General features: G+C 60.8%; 20 protein-coding genes (1 of these 20 only partly in view). 9 read left to right on the top strand and 11 right to left on the bottom strand.

Annotated features, from left to right (window positions below; translation table 11 throughout):
* Positions 1–1250 carry the 3' portion of an RNA polymerase-associated protein RapA gene (gene rapA, locus C2U47_RS13530; RefSeq protein WP_069784684.1) on the top strand. Its footprint begins 1618 nt before the window's first position, so only the last 1250 of its 2868 coding nucleotides appear in the window; the start codon falls outside the window, past its left edge; the stop codon is at positions 1248–1250.
* Positions 1251–1290: 40 nt separating this feature from the next.
* Positions 1291–1947, top strand: coding sequence for a bifunctional tRNA pseudouridine(32) synthase/23S rRNA pseudouridine(746) synthase RluA (gene rluA, locus C2U47_RS13525; RefSeq protein ID WP_069784683.1), 657 nt, complete (start codon positions 1291–1293; stop codon positions 1945–1947).
* A gap of 64 nt (positions 1948–2011) precedes the next feature.
* Here the strand turns inward: rluA and C2U47_RS13520 are convergent, their stop codons facing one another.
* The 5 genes from C2U47_RS13520 to C2U47_RS13500 all read right to left on the bottom strand — a co-directional run bounded on the left by C2U47_RS13520 (position 2012) and on the right by C2U47_RS13500 (position 6779).
* Positions 2012–2200: a hypothetical protein gene (locus C2U47_RS13520; RefSeq protein WP_010673139.1), complete on the bottom strand. Its 189-nt coding sequence runs from the start codon at positions 2198–2200 to the stop codon at positions 2012–2014.
* A 58-nt stretch (positions 2201–2258) separates the two neighbouring features.
* A complete protein-coding gene (locus C2U47_RS13515; protein WP_029313817.1) occupies positions 2259–4190 on the bottom strand; it encodes a putative bifunctional diguanylate cyclase/phosphodiesterase in 1932 nt (643 codons plus the stop codon).
* Positions 4191–4215: 25 nt separating this feature from the next.
* Positions 4216–4713, bottom strand: coding sequence for a molybdopterin-binding oxidoreductase (locus C2U47_RS13510; protein ID WP_029313815.1), 498 nt, complete (start codon positions 4711–4713; stop codon positions 4216–4218).
* A gap of 94 nt (positions 4714–4807) precedes the next feature.
* Positions 4808–6442: a chaperonin GroEL gene (gene groL, locus C2U47_RS13505; RefSeq protein WP_010673136.1), complete on the bottom strand. Its 1635-nt coding sequence runs from the start codon at positions 6440–6442 to the stop codon at positions 4808–4810.
* Positions 6443–6485: 43 nt separating this feature from the next.
* Complete coding sequence (locus C2U47_RS13500; protein ID WP_005309514.1) at positions 6486–6779, bottom strand: co-chaperone GroES; 294 nt, start codon at positions 6777–6779, stop codon at positions 6486–6488.
* 242 nt (positions 6780–7021) lie between these two features.
* On the opposite strand from C2U47_RS13500, the gene C2U47_RS13495 reads away from it, so the two are divergent.
* A complete protein-coding gene (locus C2U47_RS13495) occupies positions 7022–8356 on the top strand; it encodes an MATE family efflux transporter (protein WP_233735895.1) in 1335 nt (444 codons plus the stop codon).
* A gap of 22 nt (positions 8357–8378) precedes the next feature.
* On the opposite strand, the gene C2U47_RS13490 is transcribed toward C2U47_RS13495, so the two are convergent.
* A complete protein-coding gene (locus C2U47_RS13490) occupies positions 8379–8858 on the bottom strand; it encodes an FxsA family protein (protein WP_039040009.1) in 480 nt (159 codons plus the stop codon).
* Between the two features lie 449 nt (positions 8859–9307).
* On the opposite strand from C2U47_RS13490, the gene aspA reads away from it, so the two are divergent.
* On the top strand, positions 9308–10750 hold the full coding sequence (gene aspA / locus C2U47_RS13485; RefSeq protein ID WP_010673133.1) for an aspartate ammonia-lyase: 1443 nt from the start codon (positions 9308–9310) through the stop codon (positions 10748–10750).
* A 130-nt stretch (positions 10751–10880) separates the two neighbouring features.
* Positions 10881–12200: an anaerobic C4-dicarboxylate transporter gene (locus C2U47_RS13480; RefSeq protein WP_010673132.1), complete on the top strand. Its 1320-nt coding sequence runs from the start codon at positions 10881–10883 to the stop codon at positions 12198–12200.
* 118 nt (positions 12201–12318) lie between these two features.
* On the opposite strand, the gene gshA is transcribed toward C2U47_RS13480, so the two are convergent.
* From gshA to C2U47_RS13460, 4 genes are read right to left on the bottom strand one after another with little or no spacing between them, the layout of a single operon-like run.
* A complete protein-coding gene (gshA, locus tag C2U47_RS13475; RefSeq protein WP_029313807.1) occupies positions 12319–13917 on the bottom strand; it encodes a glutamate--cysteine ligase in 1599 nt (532 codons plus the stop codon).
* Between the two features lie 58 nt (positions 13918–13975).
* Positions 13976–16789: a M16 family metallopeptidase gene (locus tag C2U47_RS13470; RefSeq protein ID WP_103261693.1), complete on the bottom strand. Its 2814-nt coding sequence runs from the start codon at positions 16787–16789 to the stop codon at positions 13976–13978.
* Between the two features lie 25 nt (positions 16790–16814).
* The gene (locus C2U47_RS13465) at positions 16815–17252 is read right to left on the bottom strand and encodes a YqaA family protein (RefSeq protein ID WP_029313803.1); all 438 of its coding nucleotides are present in this window, start codon (positions 17250–17252) and stop codon (positions 16815–16817) included.
* Entirely contained in the window at positions 17249–18223 is a 975-nt protein-coding gene (locus C2U47_RS13460; RefSeq protein WP_180911341.1) for an NADP-dependent oxidoreductase, read from the bottom strand. Before C2U47_RS13460 ends, C2U47_RS13465 begins: the two co-directional genes overlap by 4 nt.
* A 56-nt stretch (positions 18224–18279) precedes the next feature.
* On the opposite strand from C2U47_RS13460, the gene C2U47_RS13455 reads away from it, so the two are divergent.
* Positions 18280–18447, top strand: a complete 168-nt coding sequence (locus C2U47_RS13455; RefSeq protein WP_162624087.1) for a hypothetical protein — start codon at positions 18280–18282, stop codon at positions 18445–18447.
* A gap of 29 nt (positions 18448–18476) precedes the next feature.
* Positions 18477–18878 carry a fosfomycin resistance glutathione transferase gene (gene fos, locus C2U47_RS13450; protein ID WP_010673125.1) on the top strand — a complete coding sequence of 134 codons (402 nt, stop codon included), beginning with the start codon at positions 18477–18479 and terminating at the stop codon, positions 18876–18878.
* A 7-nt stretch (positions 18879–18885) separates the two neighbouring features.
* On the opposite strand, the gene C2U47_RS13445 is transcribed toward fos, so the two are convergent.
* A complete protein-coding gene (locus tag C2U47_RS13445; protein WP_039040004.1) occupies positions 18886–19881 on the bottom strand; it encodes a hypothetical protein in 996 nt (331 codons plus the stop codon).
* Positions 19882–20127: 246 nt separating this feature from the next.
* On the opposite strand from C2U47_RS13445, the gene C2U47_RS13440 reads away from it, so the two are divergent.
* A complete protein-coding gene (locus C2U47_RS13440; RefSeq protein ID WP_050485177.1) occupies positions 20128–20406 on the top strand; it encodes a hypothetical protein in 279 nt (92 codons plus the stop codon).
* Positions 20407–20431: 25 nt separating this feature from the next.
* The gene (locus C2U47_RS13435; RefSeq protein ID WP_103261690.1) at positions 20432–20776 is read left to right on the top strand and encodes a hypothetical protein; all 345 of its coding nucleotides are present in this window, start codon (positions 20432–20434) and stop codon (positions 20774–20776) included.
* The last annotated feature ends 20 nt before the right edge of the window (positions 20777–20796 follow it).

Genomic DNA, 20796 nt, shown 5'->3' with positions numbered 1-20796 from the left:
AAGCTGAGGGGGGCGCTCAGGTGCTGCTCTGCTCCGAGATCGGCTCAGAAGGTCGCAACTTCCAGTTTGCCAGCCATCTGGTGCTGTTCGATCTGCCACTCAACCCGGATCTGCTGGAACAGCGTATCGGCCGACTGGACCGTATCGGTCAGCAGAATACCGTCGAGATCCACGTCCCCTATCTGGAAGGGACTGCCCAGCGCACCCTGCAGCTCTGGTATCACGATGGTCTTGATGCATTCGAGCAGACCTGCCCGACGGCCCGCCCGGTGTTCGAAGCGGTACGTGACGAGCTGTTCGAGCTGCTGGCCGCCAACACCAGCGAGCAGGGCCCCCTCGACGCCCTGCTGGTCAAGACCCGCGAACTGCACGAGCCGCTCAAGGCCCGGCTGGAACAGGGTCGCGATCGCCTGCTGGAAATCCACTCCAGCGGTGGCACCGCCGCCCAGCAGCTGGTCGACAAGCTCGCCGCCGAAGATGACGACACCGGCATGATCTCCTTCGCCCTCAAGATGTTCGACGAGATCGGCGTCAACCAGGATGATCGTGGTGAAAATGCGCTGGTGCTGACTCCCGGGGATCACATGCTGGTGCCGAGCTTCCCGGGCCTGCCGCAAGACGGCATGACCATCACCTTCGATCGCAACACCGCCCTGTCACGGGATGACATGGCGCTGCTCTCCTGGGATCACCCCATGATGCGCGGCGGTATCGACCTGATCCTGGGTTCCGAGATCGGTGCCACCTCGGTCGCACTGCTCAAGAACAAGGCGCTGCCGGTCGGCTCCATCCTGCTTGAGCTGATCTTCGTTGCCGAGTCCGCAGCTCATCCACAGCTCTACCGCTTCATGCCGCCGACGCCGATCCGTCTGCTGATGGACAAGAACGGCCAGAATCTGGGCGAGAAAGTGGCGTTTGATGCCTTCAACCGCCAGCTGACGCCGGTCAACCGCCACCTCGGCAGCAAGCTGGTGACCGCGTCCCAGCCGGTGATCCACGGCCTGATTGGCAAGGGCGAGGTCATTGCCAACGAACTGAAAGCCGGGATTGTCGACAAGGCCCGCGCCCAGATGGCGCAGACCCTGCAGCAGGATCTGGACAGGCTGGAAGCGCTCAAGGCGGTCAACCCGAATGTGCGCGACAGCGAACTGGATTATCTGCGCAATTTGCAGGCAGAATTGCACCACCTGATCGACCAGACCCAACTCAAGCTGGATGCCATCCGCTTTATTGTGGTGACCCATAACTGATGGGGGCTTGCCCCCGCTTTGACCCAAGATGCGAGACGCTATGTTTGTATACTCCCCGCCCCTGGAACCCTGGCTCGATATCCTGTTCAAGGACAAGGACATCATGGTGGTCAACAAGCCCACTGGCCTGCTGAGCGTCCCCGGGCGCGGCCCCGAGAATGAAGACAGCGTGCTCCATCGGGTCAAGCAGCAGCACCCCAAGGCGGCGGCTGCCCATCGCCTCGACATGGCGACCACCGGCGTGCTGGTGATCCCGCTCAACCCCAACTCCCACCGGGAGCTGAGCCGGCAATTCCGCGAGCGGGAGACCGAGAAGCACTACCTCGCCTGGGTGTGGGGTGAACCGGCGCTGGATGCAGGTGAAGTGGATCTGCCGCTCTGCGTCGACTGGCCCAACCGGCCGAAGCAGAAGGTGGATTTTGAGGAGGGGCGTCATGCCCTCACCCTGTGGCAAAAGCTGAAGGTGGAGAACGGCAACAGCCTGATCAAGCTGACCCCGATTACCGGTCGCTCCCATCAACTGCGGGTACACATGCTGGAGCTGGGTCACCCCATCCTCGGCGACAACCTCTACGCCAACCCGGATGCGCTGGCGGCTGCACCGCACCTTTATCTTCATGCGGCCAGCCTGACCATCAGCCACCCCAGAAGCGGCGAGCGGATGACCTTCGAGGCACCGGCCCCTTTCCCGGTCTGAGCCTGGCAGATAACAGCCCAATAAAAAGAAAGCCCCCATCGAGAGATGGGGGCTTTTTTATCGCTCAGACGCGGATATCGATCTTGCTTCCGAGGGAAGCACTGGCCGATGTCGGCGCAGCCGGAGCGGATTGCGCTGCTGTTTCCAGCAGTTTCAGTGCGGATTCGCCTTCCTGGGTCTGCTGCTTTTTGGCCAGGCTGGCCACCATCAGTGCAGAACCGAACGACGCATTTGCAGAACTAGAAATATCCATTGTGTACCTCCTGCCAAGAGACTATCGGCCGGGCCCGGTGAGACATGAGCCATATCGTTCAACGCAGATATGCCTTGTCCGGCGAGCGCCGGGCCAACCAGCGCTCTTCCATCTCCAGCAATGTCTGATAGGCCTTTTCAGCATGCTCCGGGCGACTGAACAGATATCCCTGACCATATAGATGTATGTCGGTCAATGAGCGCAGCACATCGAGCTGCCCCTGAGTCTCGATCCCTTCACATACCAGTTTCTTGCCAAGCATGGAGCCCATACGGCAGATGTTGGCGACCAGTTCGGCCGCCTCGATGGAGGTGTCGATACCCTGAATGAAGGACCTGTCTATCTTCACCTTGCTCACCGGCAGCTTCTGCAGATAGCTGAGGGAGGAGTAGCCGGTGCCGAAGTCGTCAAGGGCCAGATGCACACCCTGCTGGCTGAGATCCTGCATCAACTGCAGCGAGTTCTTGACCTCGCGCATGGTGGTGTCTTCCGTCACCTCCAGCACCAGGCTGGACGCAGGGATATGGTGCTCCATCAACGCTCTGGCCACCAGCTTCAACAAGTTGCGCTGGTACATGCCCGGGGAGATATTCACGCACATCTGCAAGTCCACCAAACCCAGATGCTGCCACTGATGCAGTTGCTCACATGCGGTATTCAATACCCAACCACCCAGTTTCTCGGCCAGCTGAAACTCTTCCGCCACCTGGATCACTTCGTTGGGCGGGATAAAGCCAAGCTCGGGATGGCGCCAGCGCAGCAGCGCCTCCACGGCTTCACAGCGGCCACTTTCCAGATTGACGATGGGCTGGTAATAGAGCTCGAGCGCATTGTGCTCCAGCGCCATCACCATGTCGGAAGCAAGATGCTTGCGCCTGGCCGTCTCGTTGAGCAGGGAACTGTCATAGATGACATAGGGAACATGGGTCTTGCGGCTGTGAGAAAGGGCCTGCTCCGCCCGGCTGAGCAGCTCCTGGGTCTGGTTGCTGTCGGTCGGGAAGAAGGCGATACCGATACCAACCTCAAGCCGAAAAGGGTAGTTGTCGATGATGATGTCTTGCTTGATGGAGTGGAGTACTCTGGCCACGAGCTCCCTGACCTGGCGAAGATCGCTCCCCTCCCGTTGCAGCATGGCAAGCTGATCTCCCCCCAAACGCGCCACCCACTCCCCGTTTTCGCACAGGGCGCGCAGCCGCTTTGCCACCTCTTGCAACAGGAGGTCCCCTGTGTTGTAGCCAAACTTGCTGTTGATATCACGAAAGTCGTTGATGTCGACCAGCACCAGTCCGAAGGAGGTATCACGGGTGACATAGGCATCCATCTTTTCCAGCAGCGCCAGCCGGTTGGCGAGCCCGGTGAGGGGATCGATCCTAGCGGTCCTGAAATGGCGCCTGGCTTCTCGCACCAGCAGGCCGCTGAGCAGAATGACGGACACCACCAGCCCCGACACCATGAACAGCAGGGCATTGCGCAACTGGCCAAAACGCGCGTCGTTGCCCGTATAGACGTTGATGTTGTTCTGCATGACGGAAGCAAGAGAGTAAGAGAGGGGTTCCTGCAAGGGCGCCAGTGTCATCATGACTTGCTGGTAATCCGGCGTCCCCGGTTTGAGCCTGACCAAATCAGGCTCCAGCTTGCGGATGCTGCTTTCGGTCAGTTTCACCAGCCGCAGCGTCTTCGGATTGTCCGCGAGGCTTTTTCTCAATTGGCCGCTCAGGAGAATGGGGGTACGACTCCAGAGAATGTCATAGCGGAGCAGCAGGGCTTCCTGGTCTATGCCGCCATAGTGGTAAATCTCGACGGCATTGAGAAAGCGGCCCAGTTCGAGCTGCAACTGCATCAATGCCCAGGAGACGTCATAGGTGTACTTCTCCATCACCCGGGTCGCATTTTGTATCTGCACCAGGCAATAGAGGGTGCTACCCGTGAACAACAGAATGGATAGATAAAGAACGCCGAGTAAGGGCCAGGCCCTGGTCTTCGCTTTCACCCAGTACTCCCGTAAACCACCGTTTTTACTGCTGAATGTCGATCGCACTCAGTTGCCAGATCATCATGTCGGTGAACTCGGAACGCCTGAGTTCGGGATGCTGATCCAGTGGCAGGATAAACCAGAGCGGCCCCTTGTCACGTACCCGCATGGTCATCCCGTCATCCTGCCAGGCCAGAATAGGATCGTATTGCTTGACCTTATCCCAGTTGATCCGGATCTGGAAACTGTTCAGGGCGGTGAGCGTGATGCTCTTGCCGTTGGCCTTCACCTCCGTCAGCACGTCCGCCAGTTTCGGCCCCACGTATTTGTGCGGTTTGTCCACCCAGGGATTGCTCGTCACCACCTCATGCTGCGGCAGTGCCTGGATCATGGCCATATCGAACAGCACCTCTCCATCTGCCGGATCGGCAGGGTCCAGATTCCCCGTCACCTTGAGAATGACCGGCCCCTGTGGTGTCGCCTGCGCCATGCCCGGCAAGGCCAGGGAAAGGAGTAACGGGAGAAGCCCTAAGTATCGCATGTTCACCTCAGATCATTTCACTATCAACAACTTCAGCTTAGTAGCACTAAAAAAAACGGCCCGCAAAAGCGAGCCGTTTGATGACTTGACGGGATTACATCATACCCATACCGCCCATGCCACCCATATCAGGCATGGCAGGTGCATCTTTCTTCGGCAGCTCGGAGATCATGCACTCTGTGGTGATCATCAGGCCAGCGACGGACGAGGCGAACTGCAGGGCAGAACGGGTTACCTTGGTCGGATCCAGGATACCCATGGCCAGCATGTCGCCGTACTGTTCGGTGTAGGCGTTGTAACCGTAGTTGCCTTCACCGTTCTTCACGGCATTGGCGATGACGGAGGCTTCTTCGCCGGCGTTGATGACGATTTGACGCAGCGGGGCTTCCATGGCGCGCAGGGCAACCTTGATACCGACGTTCTGGTCTTCGTTGTCACCACGCAGGGAGGCAAGCTTGGCAGCAACGCGCACCAGCGCTACACCACCACCGGCAACCACGCCTTCTTCCACGGCTGCGCGAGTGGCGTGCAGGGCATCGTCAACACGGGCTTTCTTCTCTTTCATTTCAACTTCAGTGGCAGCACCCACCTTGATCACGGCAACACCGCCGGCCAGCTTGGCCACGCGCTCTTGCAGCTTCTCACGGTCGTAATCGGAAGAGGTCTCTTCGATCTGCTGACGGATCTGGGCCACGCGGCTTTCGATCAGGGCAGCATCACCCACGCCATCGATGATGGTGGTGTTCTCTTTGGTGATGACGATGCGCTTGGCACGGCCCAGATCTTCCAGGGTCGCTTTTTCCAGCTCCATGCCCACTTCTTCGGAGATCACGGTACCACCGGTCAGGATGGCGATATCCTGCAGCATGGCCTTGCGGCGATCACCGAAGCCCGGCGCCTTGACGGCGGCCACTTTCACGATGCCACGCATGGTATTGACCACCAGGGTCGCCAGCGCTTCGCCTTCCACGTCTTCGGCCACGATGATCAGCGGTTTGCCCGCCTTGGCCACACCTTCCAGCACCGGCAGCATTTCGCGGATGTTGGAGACTTTCTTGTCCACCAGCAGGATGAAGGGGTCATCCAGCTCGACGGAGCCGGTTTCCGGCTTGTTCACGAAGTAAGGGGAGAGGTAGCCGCGGTCGAACTGCATGCCTTCTACCACCGCCAGCTCGTCGTCCAGGCCCTGACCGTCTTCCACGGTGATGACGCCGTCACGGCCGACCTTGTCCATGGCTTCGGCAATCAGCTTGCCGACCTTCTCGTCGGAGTTGGCGGAGATGGTGCCTACCTGGGCAATGGCATTGTTGTCGGCACAGGGAGTGGACAGTGCTTGCAGCTCGGCAACGGCAGCCACAACGGCCTTGTCGATACCACGCTTCAGATCCATGGGATTCATGCCGGCGGCAACGGCCTTCAGGCCTTCGTTGACGATGGCTTGAGCCAGTACGGTGGCAGTGGTGGTACCGTCACCGGCGGCGTCATTGGCCTTGGAAGCGACTTCCTTGACCATCTGGGCACCCATGTTCTGGAACTTGTCTTCCAGCTCGATTTCACGGGCAACGGAGACGCCATCCTTGGTGATGGTCGGGGCGCCGAAGGACTTGTCCAGCACCACGTTGCGGCCTTTCGGGCCCAGGGTCACCTTGACGGCATCGGCCAGGATGTTGACGCCTTCCAGCATTTTGATGCGAGCTTCGTTGCCAAACTTAACTTCTTTAGCTGCCATGTTCTTCAATCCTTAAATCAATTCGGGAAAAGAGGGAGGGTGATTACTCTTCGACAATCGCCAGAATGTCGGTCTCGGACAGGATCAGTACGTCCTGGCCATCCAGCTTTTCGGTCTTCACGCCGTAGCCTTCGTTGAAGATCACCTTGTCACCCACCTTGACGGCCAGTGCTTTGACATCCCCATTGTCCAGAATTCGACCAGTCCCCACGGCAAGAACTTCACCACGGGTGGACTTCTGGGCCGCAGTGCCAGTCAAGACGATGCCGCCAGCGGATTTGGCTTCAGCTTCGATGCGCTTGATGATGACGCGGTCGTGCAGTGGACGAATTTTCATCGATAACTCTCCCAAAATGAGTCTCTGTGTTGCTTGAGGAATGGCCGCAATCGGCCAAATTTGTCATGCCCCTGATCTGGGGCAACAGGGCTAGCCCTTCAAGGGCAAATACAAAAAAAATATTTTCACGTACTATGAACACCTTCGATGGATCACCCATCCCCAATCAGGAAGGCGGATGGAGACGGCCAGCATTCAGGCCCAAAGCACCTAGAGACTCTGCCTTGAGCCGACCCAATCCCATGCTGACCGCCCCCATGACACCCATGCTGCTGCGCATGACGGGCCCCATGATCCTGGGCATCATCGCCATCCTGGCCTTCAACCTGGTCGATACCTTCTTTATCGGCATGCTGGGTACCCAGGCGCTGGCCGCCATCAGTTTCACCTTCCCGGTCACCTTTGTCGTCACCTCCCTGACCATGGGGTTGGGGGCTGGCCTGTGTGCCCTGCTCGGTCATGCCCTGGGGCAGGGTCGCCATGACGAGGCAGCCCGCATCACTACAGACTGTCTGTTCCTTGCCGTCATCCTGGTGAGTTTGCTCGCCGGGCTGGGGGCAATGACCATTACCCCTCTGTTCACCCTGCTGGGTGCCAGCGCAGAGCTCATCTCCCTCATCCACGACTACATGCTTATCTGGTATCTGACCGTCCCCATGCTGGTCGTGCCCATGGTCGGCAATGCGGCTATCCGGACGACGGGGGATACCAAGACCCCCAGTCTGGTGATGGGGGTCGCCGGTCTGGTCAACGGCGTGCTGGATCCTCTGCTCATCTTCGGGCCAGGCCCCTTCCCTGAGTGGGGCATTCGGGGAGCCGCCATCGCCACTTCCCTCTCCTGGCTGATGGCCATGCTGGTCAGCCTCTATATATTGCGCCACCGCGAGGGCCTGCTGCGCTGGCGCCTCTCTCCCCGCCCTCAGCTGCTGGCCCATTGGCGCGCCCTGCTCCATGTGGCGGTGCCCGCATCGTTTACCAACATGCTCAACCCACTGGCCAACGCCGTGTTGATGATCATTTTCGCCGGGCTGGGAACCGAGGTGGTCGCCGCCTACGGCGCGGCATCCCGGGTCGAGGCCTTGCTGCTCATCGTGATGATGGCGCTCTCCTCCGTGCTGGCCCCCTTCATCTCGCAGAACTGCGGCGCCGGGAATCCGGCCCGAGCCAAGGCAGCCCTGCTGCTCTGCATGCGCTTTGCCCTGCTGTTCCAGCTTGGGGTCTACGTGCTGACCTGGCTTCTCGCCCCCTTCATCGCCGATCTGTTCAGCGATCATCCGCAAGTGGTGCGACTCATCGTGCTCTATCTGCATCTGGTCCCCATTGGCTACGGCTTTCAGGGCATGGTGATGCTGCTGGCATCGGCGCTCAACGGCGTCAGGGCATCGGCGGTGTCACTGCTGATAAACGGCATCAGGCTGTTTGTCTTCTTGCTGCCAGGGGCCTGGCTGGGGGCAAAACTGGGGGGAGAACAGGGGATCTATCTGGGGATGCTGCTGGCGAACCTGGCCGCCGGATTGCTGGCTTGGGGGTATGCCCACCGCCGGTTCGAGCGGCTGTGCCATCAGGGGAAACCCTGACTGCACAGCTCGGGGCTCGCGATTACTCTTTGCGTTCGAACTCCCCTTCGATGGTATTGCCACCCCCTCGCGGGGATTGTCCGGGTCTGTCATCGCCCGGGCCTGGTTCAAACGGCTGCTGGCGAGCCTGGAAACCCCCCATCTGCATCCTGAACTGATTGCTGCCAATCAGCTTGTCGGCCAGCATGTTGCGCAGCCAGGGCTGCAGCAGCAGGATGCCGACAATATCGCTCACAAATCCCGGGATAATCAGCAGCAAGCCCGCCAGCGCCAGCATCATGCCACCCATCACCTCGCGGCCGGGCATCTCCCCCAGCTGCATCTTCTGCTGGGCAGTGAGCAGGGTCTTGATCCCCTCGCTGCGCACCAGCGACGATCCCAGCACGGCGGTCAGCACCAGCAAGCCAACGGTCGGCAAGGCCCCGATCACGGAGCCCACCTTGATCATGACGGTGAGCTCCAGCAATACCAGCCCGACCAACAACAGTAACAACTTGCCCATAGCAACCTCGGAGCGATGAATGAATGGACCCGGGGTGTCCGGTCGGCAGCCGCACATCGCTGATGCTGGCGCGCCGGGTTCAGGTCTTCTGACATTAACATGGGGCTGGTTGATCATTTTTCAAGCCTCTCCTGCCGCAGGCCCCGGAATACGGATAAATATTTGTCCGCCCAACTGGGATTGAGGTGGTTGTTCTGTCAAAGTTAATCGCCCGATTGCAATATCTGTTTAATGACCACAAGAAATTTGAGGTTGCCTCAAATTTAGTGATCCAGGTCTAATACCGGATACCTCAATTGGGGTAACATCAACACCAGTCATTGCACAGGGAGCAACTGGCTCCCAACTGCCCCACCCGATGTGTGGTGCTTCAGGATGAAATGTGCGTAGGGAAATCGCGACCACTCGGTGAGGATCGTTTCCATTTATTTGATTTCTGAGGCATAACAATGAGCGACATCAAAAACGTCCGCATTGAAGAAGACCTGCTGGGCACCAAAGAAGTTTCCAACGACCTCTACTACGGCGTGCACACCCTGCGCGCTGTTGAAAACTTCAAGATCAGCACTCAGAAGATTTCTGACGTTCCCGAGTTTGTTCGTGGCATGGTCCTGACCAAGAAGGCGGCTGCACTGGCCAACGGTGAACTGGGCACCATCCGTCCCGAGATCGCAGACAAGATTGTCGAAGCCTGCGACCTGATGCTGAACACCGGCAAGTGCTTCGATCAGTTCCCGGTCGATGTCTATCAGGGCGGCGCCGGTACCTCCGTCAACATGAACACCAACGAAGTGCTGGCCAACATCGCCCTCGAGCTGATGGGACTTGAAAAGGGTCGCTACGACGTCATCAACCCCAACGATCACGTCAACAAGTGCCAGTCCACCAACGATGCCTACCCCACCGGTTTCCGCGTGGCCGTGGTCAACAGCACCGACACCACCCTGCACGCTCTGGAAGCCCTCATCGCCGCCTTCGATGTCAAAGCCAAGGAATTCAAACATATCCTGAAAATGGGCCGTACCCAGTTGCAGGACGCCGTGCCCATGACCCTGGGTCAGGAGTTCCACGCCTTCGCCGTCACCCTGCGTGAAGAGATCAAATCCATCAAGCGTTGCCAGGAGCTGCTGCTGGAAGTGAACCTGGGCGCCACCGCCATCGGTACCGGTCTGAACACTCCGCCCGAGTACTCCGGTCTTGCCATCAAGCGTCTGGCCGAGATCACCGGTCGTGCCTACGTGCCGGCAGAGGACCTCATCGAAGCGACCTCCGACTGCGGCGCCTATGTGATGCTGCACGGTGCGGTCAAGCGTCTGGCCATGAAGCTCTCCAAGATCTGTAATGACCTGCGTCTGCTCTCCTCCGGCCCGCGCACCGCGCTCAAAGAGATCAACCTGCCGGAAATGCAGGCTGGCTCCTCCATCATGCCGGCCAAGGTCAACCCGGTCATTCCGGAAGTGGTCAACCAGTCCTGCTTCAAGGTATTCGGCAACGACGTCACCATCACCTTCGCCGCCGAGGCCGGTCAGCTGCAGCTGAACGTCATGGAGCCGGTGATTGGTCAGGCCATGTTCGAATCCCTGAGCCTGATGGAAAAAGCCTGCATCTCCCTGCGCGAGAAGTGCGTGGAAGGCATCACCGCCAACCCGGACATCTGCATGAACCACGTGCTGAACTCCATCGGCATCGTGACCTACCTGAACCCCTTCATCGGTCACCATGAAGGCGACATTGTCGGCAAGATCTGTGCCCAAACCGGCAAGAACGTCCGCGAAGTCGTGCTGGAACGCGGCCTGCTGACCGCCGAACAGCTGGACGAGATCCTCTCCATCGAGAACCTGATGAACCCGCAATACAAAGCCAAGCGTTACACCCGCGAAGCCACCGTATAAGCGAGCAGATGGGCCGGGGTGATCCCGGCCCATTTAAAGTCAATTCCCGAGCGGTCTCCCCACAGCCCCATCGGGAATTGGCTTTTCAGCCTAATAAAACCTAAAAAAACTGGAAAATGGAGTGTTCGCTATGATTGGAATCGAGTTACTTGTCGTGCTCGCCGCTATCTATCTGGGGGCCCGGATAGGCAGCATCGGTATCGGCTTTGCCGGTGGTCTTGGGGTACTGGTACTGACCTGGGGGCTGGGCATGCCCATCCCGAGCGATCAGCTGGTGACCTATCTCCCGTGGGACGTGATCATGATCATCGCGTCCGTCATCTGCGCCATTGCCTGTATGCAGCTGGCTGGCGGGATGGATTATCTGGTGCACCTGGCCGAGAAGGCCCTGCGCAAGAATCCCAAGCACATCACCTTCGCCGCGCCGGTCGTCACCTACCTGATGACCATGCTGGCCGGTACCGGTCACACCGCCTTCTCCACCCTGCCGGTGATCGCCGAAGTGGCCAAGGAGCAGGGCATTCGCCCCTCCCGTCCGCTCTCCATCGCGGTCGTTGCCTCCCAGATTGCCATCACCGCCTCCCCCATCTCGGCGGCCGTGGTCGCCTTCTCCGGCATGCTGGAGCCGCTTGGCGTCGACTACCTGACCCTGCTGGCCATCTGCATCCCGTCCAGCTTCATCGCCTGTCTGCTGGGGGCCTTCATCGCCAACCTGCTGGGCAAGCCGCTGGATCAGGACGAAGTCTATCTGGAGCGCAAAGCCAAGGGACTCATCAAGCTGCGCGGTACCAGCCAGGTTGAGATCAAGCCTTATGCCAAGCTCTCCGTCGGCATCTTCGTCGCCTCCATCGTGGCCGTGATGGCCTATGCCACCGCCATCTCCGGCAATGTCGGCCTCATCAGCAATCCGCCGATCCCCCGCGATGGCGCCATCATGGGCATCATGCTCTCCGCCGCCACCCTGATGGTCCTGTTCTGCAAACTGGACGCGGCCCAGATCACCAACATGCCGACCTTCAAGTCCGGTATGTCCGCCTGTATCTGCGTGCTGGGCGTAGCCTGGCTGGGCAACGTCTTCGTGAAGGGCAACATGGTCGAGATCCAGGCGTTCGCCGGCGATCTGCTGAGCCAATACAGCTGGCTGCTGGCCGTGGTGCTGTTCTTCTCCTCCATGCTGCTCTACTCGCAAGGTGCCACCACCAAGGCCCTGATGCCTGCCGCCCTGGCACTGGGTGTCAGCCCGCTGGCGGCCATCGCCTCCTTCGCCGCCGTGAGCGCCCTGTTCGTGCTGCCGACCTACCCGACCCTGCTGGCCGCGGTCGAGATGGACGACACCGGCTCCACCCGCATCGGCAAGGCCGTGTTCAACCACCCCTTCTTCATCCCGGGTGTGGCCACCATCGCCATGGCTGTGGCGCTCGGCTTCTTCTTCGGTGGTCTCATCCTCTGACCGGTGAACCACCCCATGCAAAACGGCCCGAACGGGCCGTTTTTTTATGCCAGGCCACCGCCGGGCTCCCATGAAAAAGCCGCTCCCGGGAGCGGCTTTCGTCATCCTGGCGGCATCCTCAGACCGTGGTCTGGCGGGTACCGAAATAGTCAGCCAGGAAGTCGTCGAACGACAGACTGTCACTGCGTTCCCGCTCCCGCTGCTTGGCCAGGGAGTCCCGCGCCTCGCCGGCAAAGTAGGCCTCGTCCCAGTACTGCAGCTCGCCGGCCAGCATCTCTTCCCGGTAGCGGCTCGCCAGCGCATCGCCGAAGCAGCCGTTGTCCTGGCCGCTTGAAAGCAACTGCTTGAGCAGGCGGGCGGAGTAGGTCTGCTCGGGGTCGAGCAGCTTCTCACGGTGCATCGCCAGCGTCTCGCGATAGCGGTTGCGACCACAGCAGCGGTCCAGCAGCGCAGCGACCTCGGCCAGCTCGTCGAACAGCTTGAGGCCGTACTCCTTGAGACCGATGGCATTGCCCTGCTCATCTTCAAGCGTCAGGCCGGGACGACGCCCCTCCAGCACCACCTTGTTCTGATTGCGACGGTTGCGGGCGACTTCGTCATCCGAGAGCACGGGGGACGGACGCAACAGGCACCAGACCAGGAAGAGATCGAAGAAGCGGATTTGATCCACCTCGATACCGAACGGGGTAAAGGGATTGACGTCCACCGTGCGCAGCTCGATGTATTCGATGCCGCGCTGCTCCAGCGCATCCGAGGGCTTCTCGCCGCTGCGGGGGGTGCGCTTGGGGCGGATCGGTGCGTAGAGCTCGTTCTCCAGCTGCAGCACGTTGTCGTTCAGCTGGCGGTACTCGCCGTTCACCTTGACCCCTATCCTGGCGAAGTCGGGATCATGGGTATTGATGGCCCGGCGCAGACTGCTCACATAGGCGGGCAGGCTGTCATGACTGATCTTGAGCCCCGCCTGGGCGCTGTTGGTGTAACCGAGATCGGACAGGCGCAGAGCCGTGGCATAGGGCAGGTAAAGAGTGCCCTTGCCGGTCTTCTGGAACGGCAGGCTGCTCTTGCGCCCCTTGAGGAAGGAGTCGCAGATGGCAGGAGACGCGCCGAACAGATAGGGCACCAGCCAGCCGAAGCGGTAGACGTTGCGAATAAGCCCCATGTACTTGTCGGAGATGAAGCGCTGGCTGCAGCAGCCCTCTCCCACCAGATCCTGCCACTCGCACCAGAAGCTGTCCGGCATGGAGAAGTTGAAGTGCACCCCGGCGATCACCTGCATCAGGCTGCCGTAGCGGTTCTTCAGCCCCTGGCGATAGAGGGTCTTCATCCGCCCGATGTTGGAGCTGCCGTACTGGGCCAGGCGGATGCTCTCCTCGTCACCGACGAAGCAGGGCATGGAGAGGGGCCAGATCCGCTCCTCTCCCAGATGATGAATGGTGTGGCGGTGAATGTCGCCGAGCTGCTCGATCAGGCTCTCGATGGAGTCGGTGGCCGGCGTGATGAACTCCAGCAGGCTCTCGGAGTAATCGGTAGTGATGTTGGCATGGGTCAGGGCCGACCCCAGGCTTCTGGGGTGATCGGTCTGGGCCAGGGTCCCTTCGGGGGTGATGCGCAGACATTCGCGCTCGATCCCGCGCCGGATCCCCTTGAGGGCGGTCACCCGTTCCGGGGTGCCCAGCGCAGCCAGCAACTCGGTGAGCGACAAGCTAGTAGTAGTCATATTCACGGCTCATGTGTGGCCGCCCCACCCGGGGCGGCACTTATTGTTGCGACGCCCCTCAGGGCAGTTGCAGTGGATAGATGGGAAGATGAAGCTCGCTCAGGGGTTTTTCAAGCTTTTGCTTGTCTCCCACCACCACAATCACCATCTCGGCCGGATCCAGCCAGCGGGCTGCACTGGCCTTCAGCGTCTCGGGTGACACCGTTTTGATCAGGTTGTTCTGGGCCAGCACATAGTCCGGCTTCAGGTCGTACATGATCATCTGCAGCAGGAAGCCCGCCTTCTGCCCCAGGGTCTCGTAGGAGAGCGCATCCTGCTGGGAGACGGCGCTGCGCATGTAGGCCAGCTCCACCGGGGTCGGCCCGCTCTTGCGGTAGCCGTCCATCTCCTTGAGGAACTGGCGGATGGCATCCACGGTCGCATCGGTGCGCACATTGGCGCCGGTCGCGAAGACACCCGCCTCGCGGTTGGCCTGGAAGCCCGAGCTGGCACCATAGGTGTAGCCCTTGTCTTCCCGCAGGTTGAGGTTGATGCGGCTGTTGAAGTTGCCACCCAGGTTGAAGTTCATCAGGTTGGCGATGAAATAGTCTCCCGTGGTGTCAAACGGCATGGCGCGACGGCCGATACGGATCACCGACTGGGGGGCCCCCGGCTTGTCCACCAGATAGATGCCTGGCTTGGCCTGCTCTCCCCCGAGCTTGAGATCCCCTAGGGTCGGGGCGGCTCCCTGCCACTGGGTCAGGAAGGCGAGACCGGATTCCACCTGCTGGGCGGTCACATCACCTGTCACCACCACCTTGGCATTGGTCGGATTGTAATAGGCCTCATAGAAGCGCTTCACATCCGCCAGGGTCAGCTTCTCCACGTCCGCCAGCACCCCGTCAGAGGGTTGGCCGAGGCGATTCTGCTTGCCATAGACCAGTTCGCGGAACGCCTGACCCGCCAGCCACTCGGGTTGCTGCTCGCTCTGTTTCATGCCTTGCAGCATCTGGGTCTTGAGCCGCTCGAAGTCCGCTTCCCGCAGGCCGGGTTGCAGCAGCACTTCCCGCACCAGCGCCAGGGTTTCAGGCAGCTTGTCCGCCAGACTGCTGATGGTGATGAGGTTGTTGTACTGGGCGCTGGAGACGCTGATGCTGGCGCCGAGTTTTTGCAGCTCGTCGCTCAGCTCGGCCTCGGAGAGGCGCGTCGTCCCCTGCTCCAGCATGGCGGCGGTGAGGCTGGCCAGCCCCAGCTCTCCCTTGCCTTCGGCCCGGATGCCACCCGGCAGGGCGATCATGATGGAGACGGCCGGGATCTCGTCGCTGTGGGTGCCGATGATCTCGATCCCCTTGTCGAGCTTGCCACGCCAGATGGCGGGCACCTTGACGCTCACCGCATCGGCCGCCTTGGGCTGCACGCTGCGATCGAAGTCATCTTTCACCGGCCGCTCGGCCAGCACCTTGTCATGCTTGCTGTAATCCGGCAGCTCCCGCTTGGCGGGAGTGAAATTGGGCTTGGCGGCCTGCCAGTCGCTCTTGCCCTTGGGCACCACGCTCAGCACCACGGCAGGCTTGTTCTGGATGAACTTGTCGTAGGCAGCCTTGACGTCAGACCCCTTGACCCGGGCGATGGCATCCAGATTCTTGAACACATAGTCGGGATCCCGGGCCAGCACCTGCCCCATGGCAAGCTGGCTTACCTTGCCCTCGATGCTGTCGAGTCCCCAGATGGCGGATGCGCGATAGCTGCTGATGGCCTTCTCCAGATCCGCAGGCTTGATGCCGCGCTGGGCGAACTCGCCGATCACCTTGTCCACCTCGCCCTTGAGGGTCTTGAGGCTGCCATCCGCCGCCGGATTGGGGTAGGCATAGACCGTCAGGGTACAGGCCAGCTCTTCGCAGGAGTGGGAGGCACCCGCCTCGATGGCCTTGCCGGTTTTCACCAGGGACTGGTAGAGCATGGAGCTGGCAGAGCCCCCCAGCACATCGGCAAAGATGTCCAGCGCCGGCTCCTGCGGGTCACCCAGGGAGACGGTCGGGTAGCTGATATACAGGAGCGGCAGATGCACCTTGTCTTCCAGCGTCACGTAGCGGGTTGCCGGCAGGGTGGCAGGCTGAGGCGTCGGTTCGGCCACGTCCGGACCGCGCGGGATGGAACCGAAGTACTGCTCAATCCAGGCCAGCGCCTGCTTGGTATCAAAGTCGCCGCCCAGGGTCAGGGTCGCGTTGTTGGGACCATACCAGCGCAGGAAGAACTGCTTGAGGTCGTTGACGTCGACCCGGTCGAGATCCTCCACATAACCGATGGGTTGCCAGGAGTAGGGGTGGGTACGCGGATAGAGTGCCTCCCCCACCCGCTCGCCCACCAGGCCATAAGGCTGGTTGTCGATGCGCTGGGCCCGTTCGTTCTTGACGGTGGCGCGCTGGATCTCGAACTTCTTCTGGCTCACCGCATCGAGCAGGAAGCCCATGCGATCCGCCTCCAGCCAGAGCACCTTCTCCAGCTGGTTGGCCGGCACGGTTTCGTAGTAGTTGGTACGGTCCTTGTTGGTGGTGCCGTTCATGTCACCGCCCGCTTCGTTGATGATCCGCATGTGTTCCTGATCGCCAACGTGCTTGGAGCCCTGGAACATCATGTGCTCGAAGAAGTGGGCAAAGCCCGACTTGCCCACGGTTTCCCGGGAGGAGCCGACGTGATAGGTGACGTCCAGATGCACCAGGGGATCGGAGTGGTCGGGGGCCAGGATCACGGTCAAACCGTTGTCCAGCTTGTACATCTGATAGGGAATGCCGAGCTTGCCCTCCTGCTTGACCTGCTCGGACACCAGGGTCGGGGCCGCCAGCACGGGAAGGGAGAAGCCCAGCAGCATGCTTAATGGAATGAGTTTGTTCACGGGTACCTCGTGAGTGACAAAAGGGCTAGAAGATCTGACTGGCCAGCAGAAACACCAGGGCATAACGAAGCAATTTGCCGAGCCCGATCAAGATGAGGGAGCGCCAGAAGGAGAGGCGCAGCCAACCAGCCAGCAGACAGAGACCATCGCCGACCACAGGCGTCCAGGCAAGCAGTAGACACCAGTGGCCATGACGTTTGAGCCAACCAAGGGCTTTTTGTTCCCCACGGCCTTGAAAATCTTCCGGTTTTTTCTTGTGGGTGGCGAGCCAGCCGAGCCACCAGGTGGTCATGGAACCCAGGGTATTGCCCAGCGTCGCCCAGAAAAGCAGGCTGGTCATGCTCCACTCCCCCTTGACCGCCATGGCCCCCAGCAGCACTTCCGAGCTGCCGGGCAACAGGGTGGCGGAGGTGAAGGCGCTCAGAAACAACCCTCCCAGCCCCATCCCGGTGAAGTCTATCATCCGGGCTGACCGTCTGCGGCGGACATGCGCAGCAACAGCTTGCCGCGCACATGGCCCTGCTCGATGGCCTGATGGGCCAGCGCCCCTTCTGCCAGCGTGTATTCACCGGAGACGGTGATCTTCACTTCCCCCTGGCGAAGCAGCGTCAGCATCTGGGTCAGCTGCGTTCGATCGGGATGGACCAGCATGCCGACAACCTCGACGCCGAGCTCGGCCCCCGCGTCCTTGATCTGCTGGGCCGTGATGGTGGGGACCGTCACCAGACGGCCGCCCGGCTTGACGCAGGCCAGCGCCGCCTTGCCGCTCTCGCCCCCCACCAGATCCAGCACCAGATCGAACGGACCATCGGTGATCGCCTCGGTGCGCCACCCGGCCTGGTGGTAATCCACCATCCGGCTCGCCCCGAGACTATGAAGGAAGCTGTGATTGTCGCCGCTTGCCGTGGCAACCACGTGGGCACCATAGGCGGCGGCAAACTGCACCGCCAGGTGGCCGACGCCACCGGCACCGGCCAGGATCAGTACCCGCTGCCCCGACTGCAAGCCACCGTGCTCCAGCAGCCCCTGCCAGGCGGTGAGACCCGCCAGCGGCAAGGCCGCTCCCTGCCTGAGGCTCACCCCATCGAGCTTGACCAGCTCCTCCTCGCGGGCCACCACGGATTCGGCATATGCGCCAGCGGCGAGGGGGAAACCCACCATGCCGCACACCAGTTCCCCCTCGGCCAGCGAGGTCACGCCGGGCCCCACCTTTTCCACCACTCCGGAGACGTCATAACCCGGCGTCCAGGGCAGGTTGTCCTTGTTCTGGGCGGCCGCCCAGCCGAGACCGGCCCGGGTCTTGGCATCGATGGGGTTGATCCCCGCAAAGCAGATGCGCACCCGCACTTCGCCGTCGGCTGGCACCTTGTCCAGGGAAGGGTTGAGCCTGAGTACCGAGGGGTCGCCGAATGCGGTAATCTGTAGCTGCGTCATTGCACAATCCATCCTGTTGATTGATCAAGGGTCAACAGAATAACAGCGAGGACACCATGGCTCGAATGTTTCTTATTCCTCTGTTGCTGACCCTGGGGTGGTGGGCGTTTCTGCTCTACTTCCGCATTCCGCTCAAACAGGGGGCCAGGGGCTTTTACTGGATCATCGGCATCGGCGGCGGGCTGGCCGCCTTCCTCAGCCTGATGATGGTGCTCACTCACTAGGGTTCGGGGACAAGGGGGAAGAAGAGAAGATGCTGCAGGGACTGAACCATCTCACGCTGGCAACCGGCGATCTCGACAGCAGCGTTGCCTTTTATGTCGACTTGCTGGGATGTCGCCCCAGGGTGAGATGGGCACGGGGAGCCTATCTCACCCTCGGCGATCTCTGGCTCTGCCTCTCCTGCGATCCCCCCCAACCGGCCAGAGATTACAGCCATGTCGCGTTTGGCATCTCGCCTGAACAGTTTCCAGCCTTCTGCGCCCGTCTGCGCGCGGCGGGCGTCGTGGAGTGGAAGAAGAACAGCAGCGAAGGGGATTCACTCTATCTGCTGGATCCCGACGGGCACCGACTGGAAATCCATGCAGGCAACCTGGATAGCCGGCTCGCCTCTCTCAGACAGCAACCCTATGAGGGTCTTATCTGGTTCGACTGAGCCGGATTCACCCCTGCTCGGCACGAAGATGGTAGTGACGATTGCTGCCCTGCCCCAGCACGCCCTGCGCCAGCAGATGCTGGAACACCCGGTCCACCTCCTCCAGAGACAGTGACAATGCCTCTGCCACCTTGCGTTTGCTGCATTTGAGCTCGCCGCTCTCCAGCGCGCCGCGCACCTGGGCGACCACGGCTGGCTCGGGCATGGGTCTACTGATGGCTGGCGGCTCCGGGGTCGGCGCTGCGACCCGGGCCTCGGCTTGCGCCTTCTCCCGTTGCCACATCCATTGACGGCGGAAGCGGTTCTCCTCACCGATCAGGCTGACGAAAAAGGCACCAAACGCATCGAGCAGGATAGACAGGAAGCAGACCAGCAGGAACTGCACCTGGCCGATGCTCATGCCCACCCCGTCCGCCAGACTGCTCATCAGCCCCAGCATGGAGGACTGCTCCCCCAGCGGCTTGGCGTCCCGCTCCTGGCGCAGCTCGTCCTGACGCAGCCTGAGCTTGGTGTTGGCCTGCTGCAGACCGCTGACGCCGCTCGAGATACGCGCCATCTCGATGTATTTGCGGGCCGCCTCTTCGTTGAGCTGGATCTGCCGCTCTATGCTAGCTATCTGCTCGTCGAAACGGGCTATCTCCCGCTCGTGACGCGCCTGCTGGCTCAGGATGGTGTTGGTGGCGCTGTTGATGCCGCCGATACTGCCCCCGATGGAGATGGCAGCGAGAACGCTGTAGAACAGCAGCGACCAGAAGGCGCCGCCCAGATCCCGCCTCGCCTTGCACTCGCCGTACTCGTACCAGACGTAGAACTTGCCCAGCTCGAAGATGATGGCCAGCCCGCCGAACAGCCACTTCATCAGGGGGTTTTCGTCGATGGAGAGAAACAGCAGCAGGGAGAAGACGATGGAAGCCAGAATGGCCAGCCCGGTAAAACTGTAGACAGTCGTGAGGGCGAACCATCCCTTGGGGTAACGCAATGCGGCGCAAGCCTGAGTAGTCATGATGAAACGGGAAACATCTGCAGGAAAAGTTGGCTGCCGATTATAGTCGCCACTCCCCCGGAGAGAAGGGCAAATCCCCGAATTCCCGCCGATGGACGATCAGCTGCCCAGAGTGCGACCAAAACGTGCAAATCGGCAGCAGAAAAACACTACAATCGACCCCGAACCTGAAGGACATCTGCGGTTATGCTCGGGTTAAGCCCGCCGCATTACACTCTTTTCCACCGAACACGACTCGAGGACATCATGAACAGAACGACGGCTTTGTTGCTCTCTCTTTTTCTGATCACCGGTAGCGCCCTGGCACAGGACGAAGGGAGCCAGACCTTCTCCGTGGATGCGCTGACCTTCAATCTGGACTGGAATGACACGCAGTTTGACTGGTCCCAGAGCAACTGCTTCGATCTCGGGAGCGGTGACACGGCCGCCGCCGACTGCAAGAGGATCAACCTCAATCTGGAGGACGAGACGCAGCGCAACCAGCCCCCCAGCACCAACCAGATCAGCACGCAACCGGATCAATGATCCCCCTGACAGGGGCCTTGATGCGATGACCCACATGACCATGACTTCCCGCGGCGCACTGCTGCTCTCCCTGCTTCTGGTTCAGGGAATGGCCTTTGCTGCCCCCCCTTCCAAACACGATGACGACATCCGGATCTCCACCGACCAGGGCCGGGTAAGCCTGGATTGGGACGACAAGGAGTACGAGTGGTGGCAGCACAACTGCCTGGATGTCAGCACCCGGACCAGCCGCATCCAGCTCAACTGCGACAACATGGGTGGCAAATACCGCGACCATTACAACCGCAGCATTCACAGTGGCAACAACCCGGGTCAGGGCCATGACAAGCCCAGGAACAAGCACGGCGGCAACGGCCACCAAAAACACTGACCAGCATGCCCATGGACATG

Origin of the sequence: Aeromonas sp. ASNIH7 (assembly GCF_002903485.1) — a bacterium.
GTDB classification, from domain to species: domain Bacteria; phylum Pseudomonadota; class Gammaproteobacteria; order Enterobacterales; family Aeromonadaceae; genus Aeromonas; species Aeromonas caviae.
Note: the sequence above shows the minus strand (reverse complement) of the source record. Positions and strands in the feature narration are given on the sequence as shown.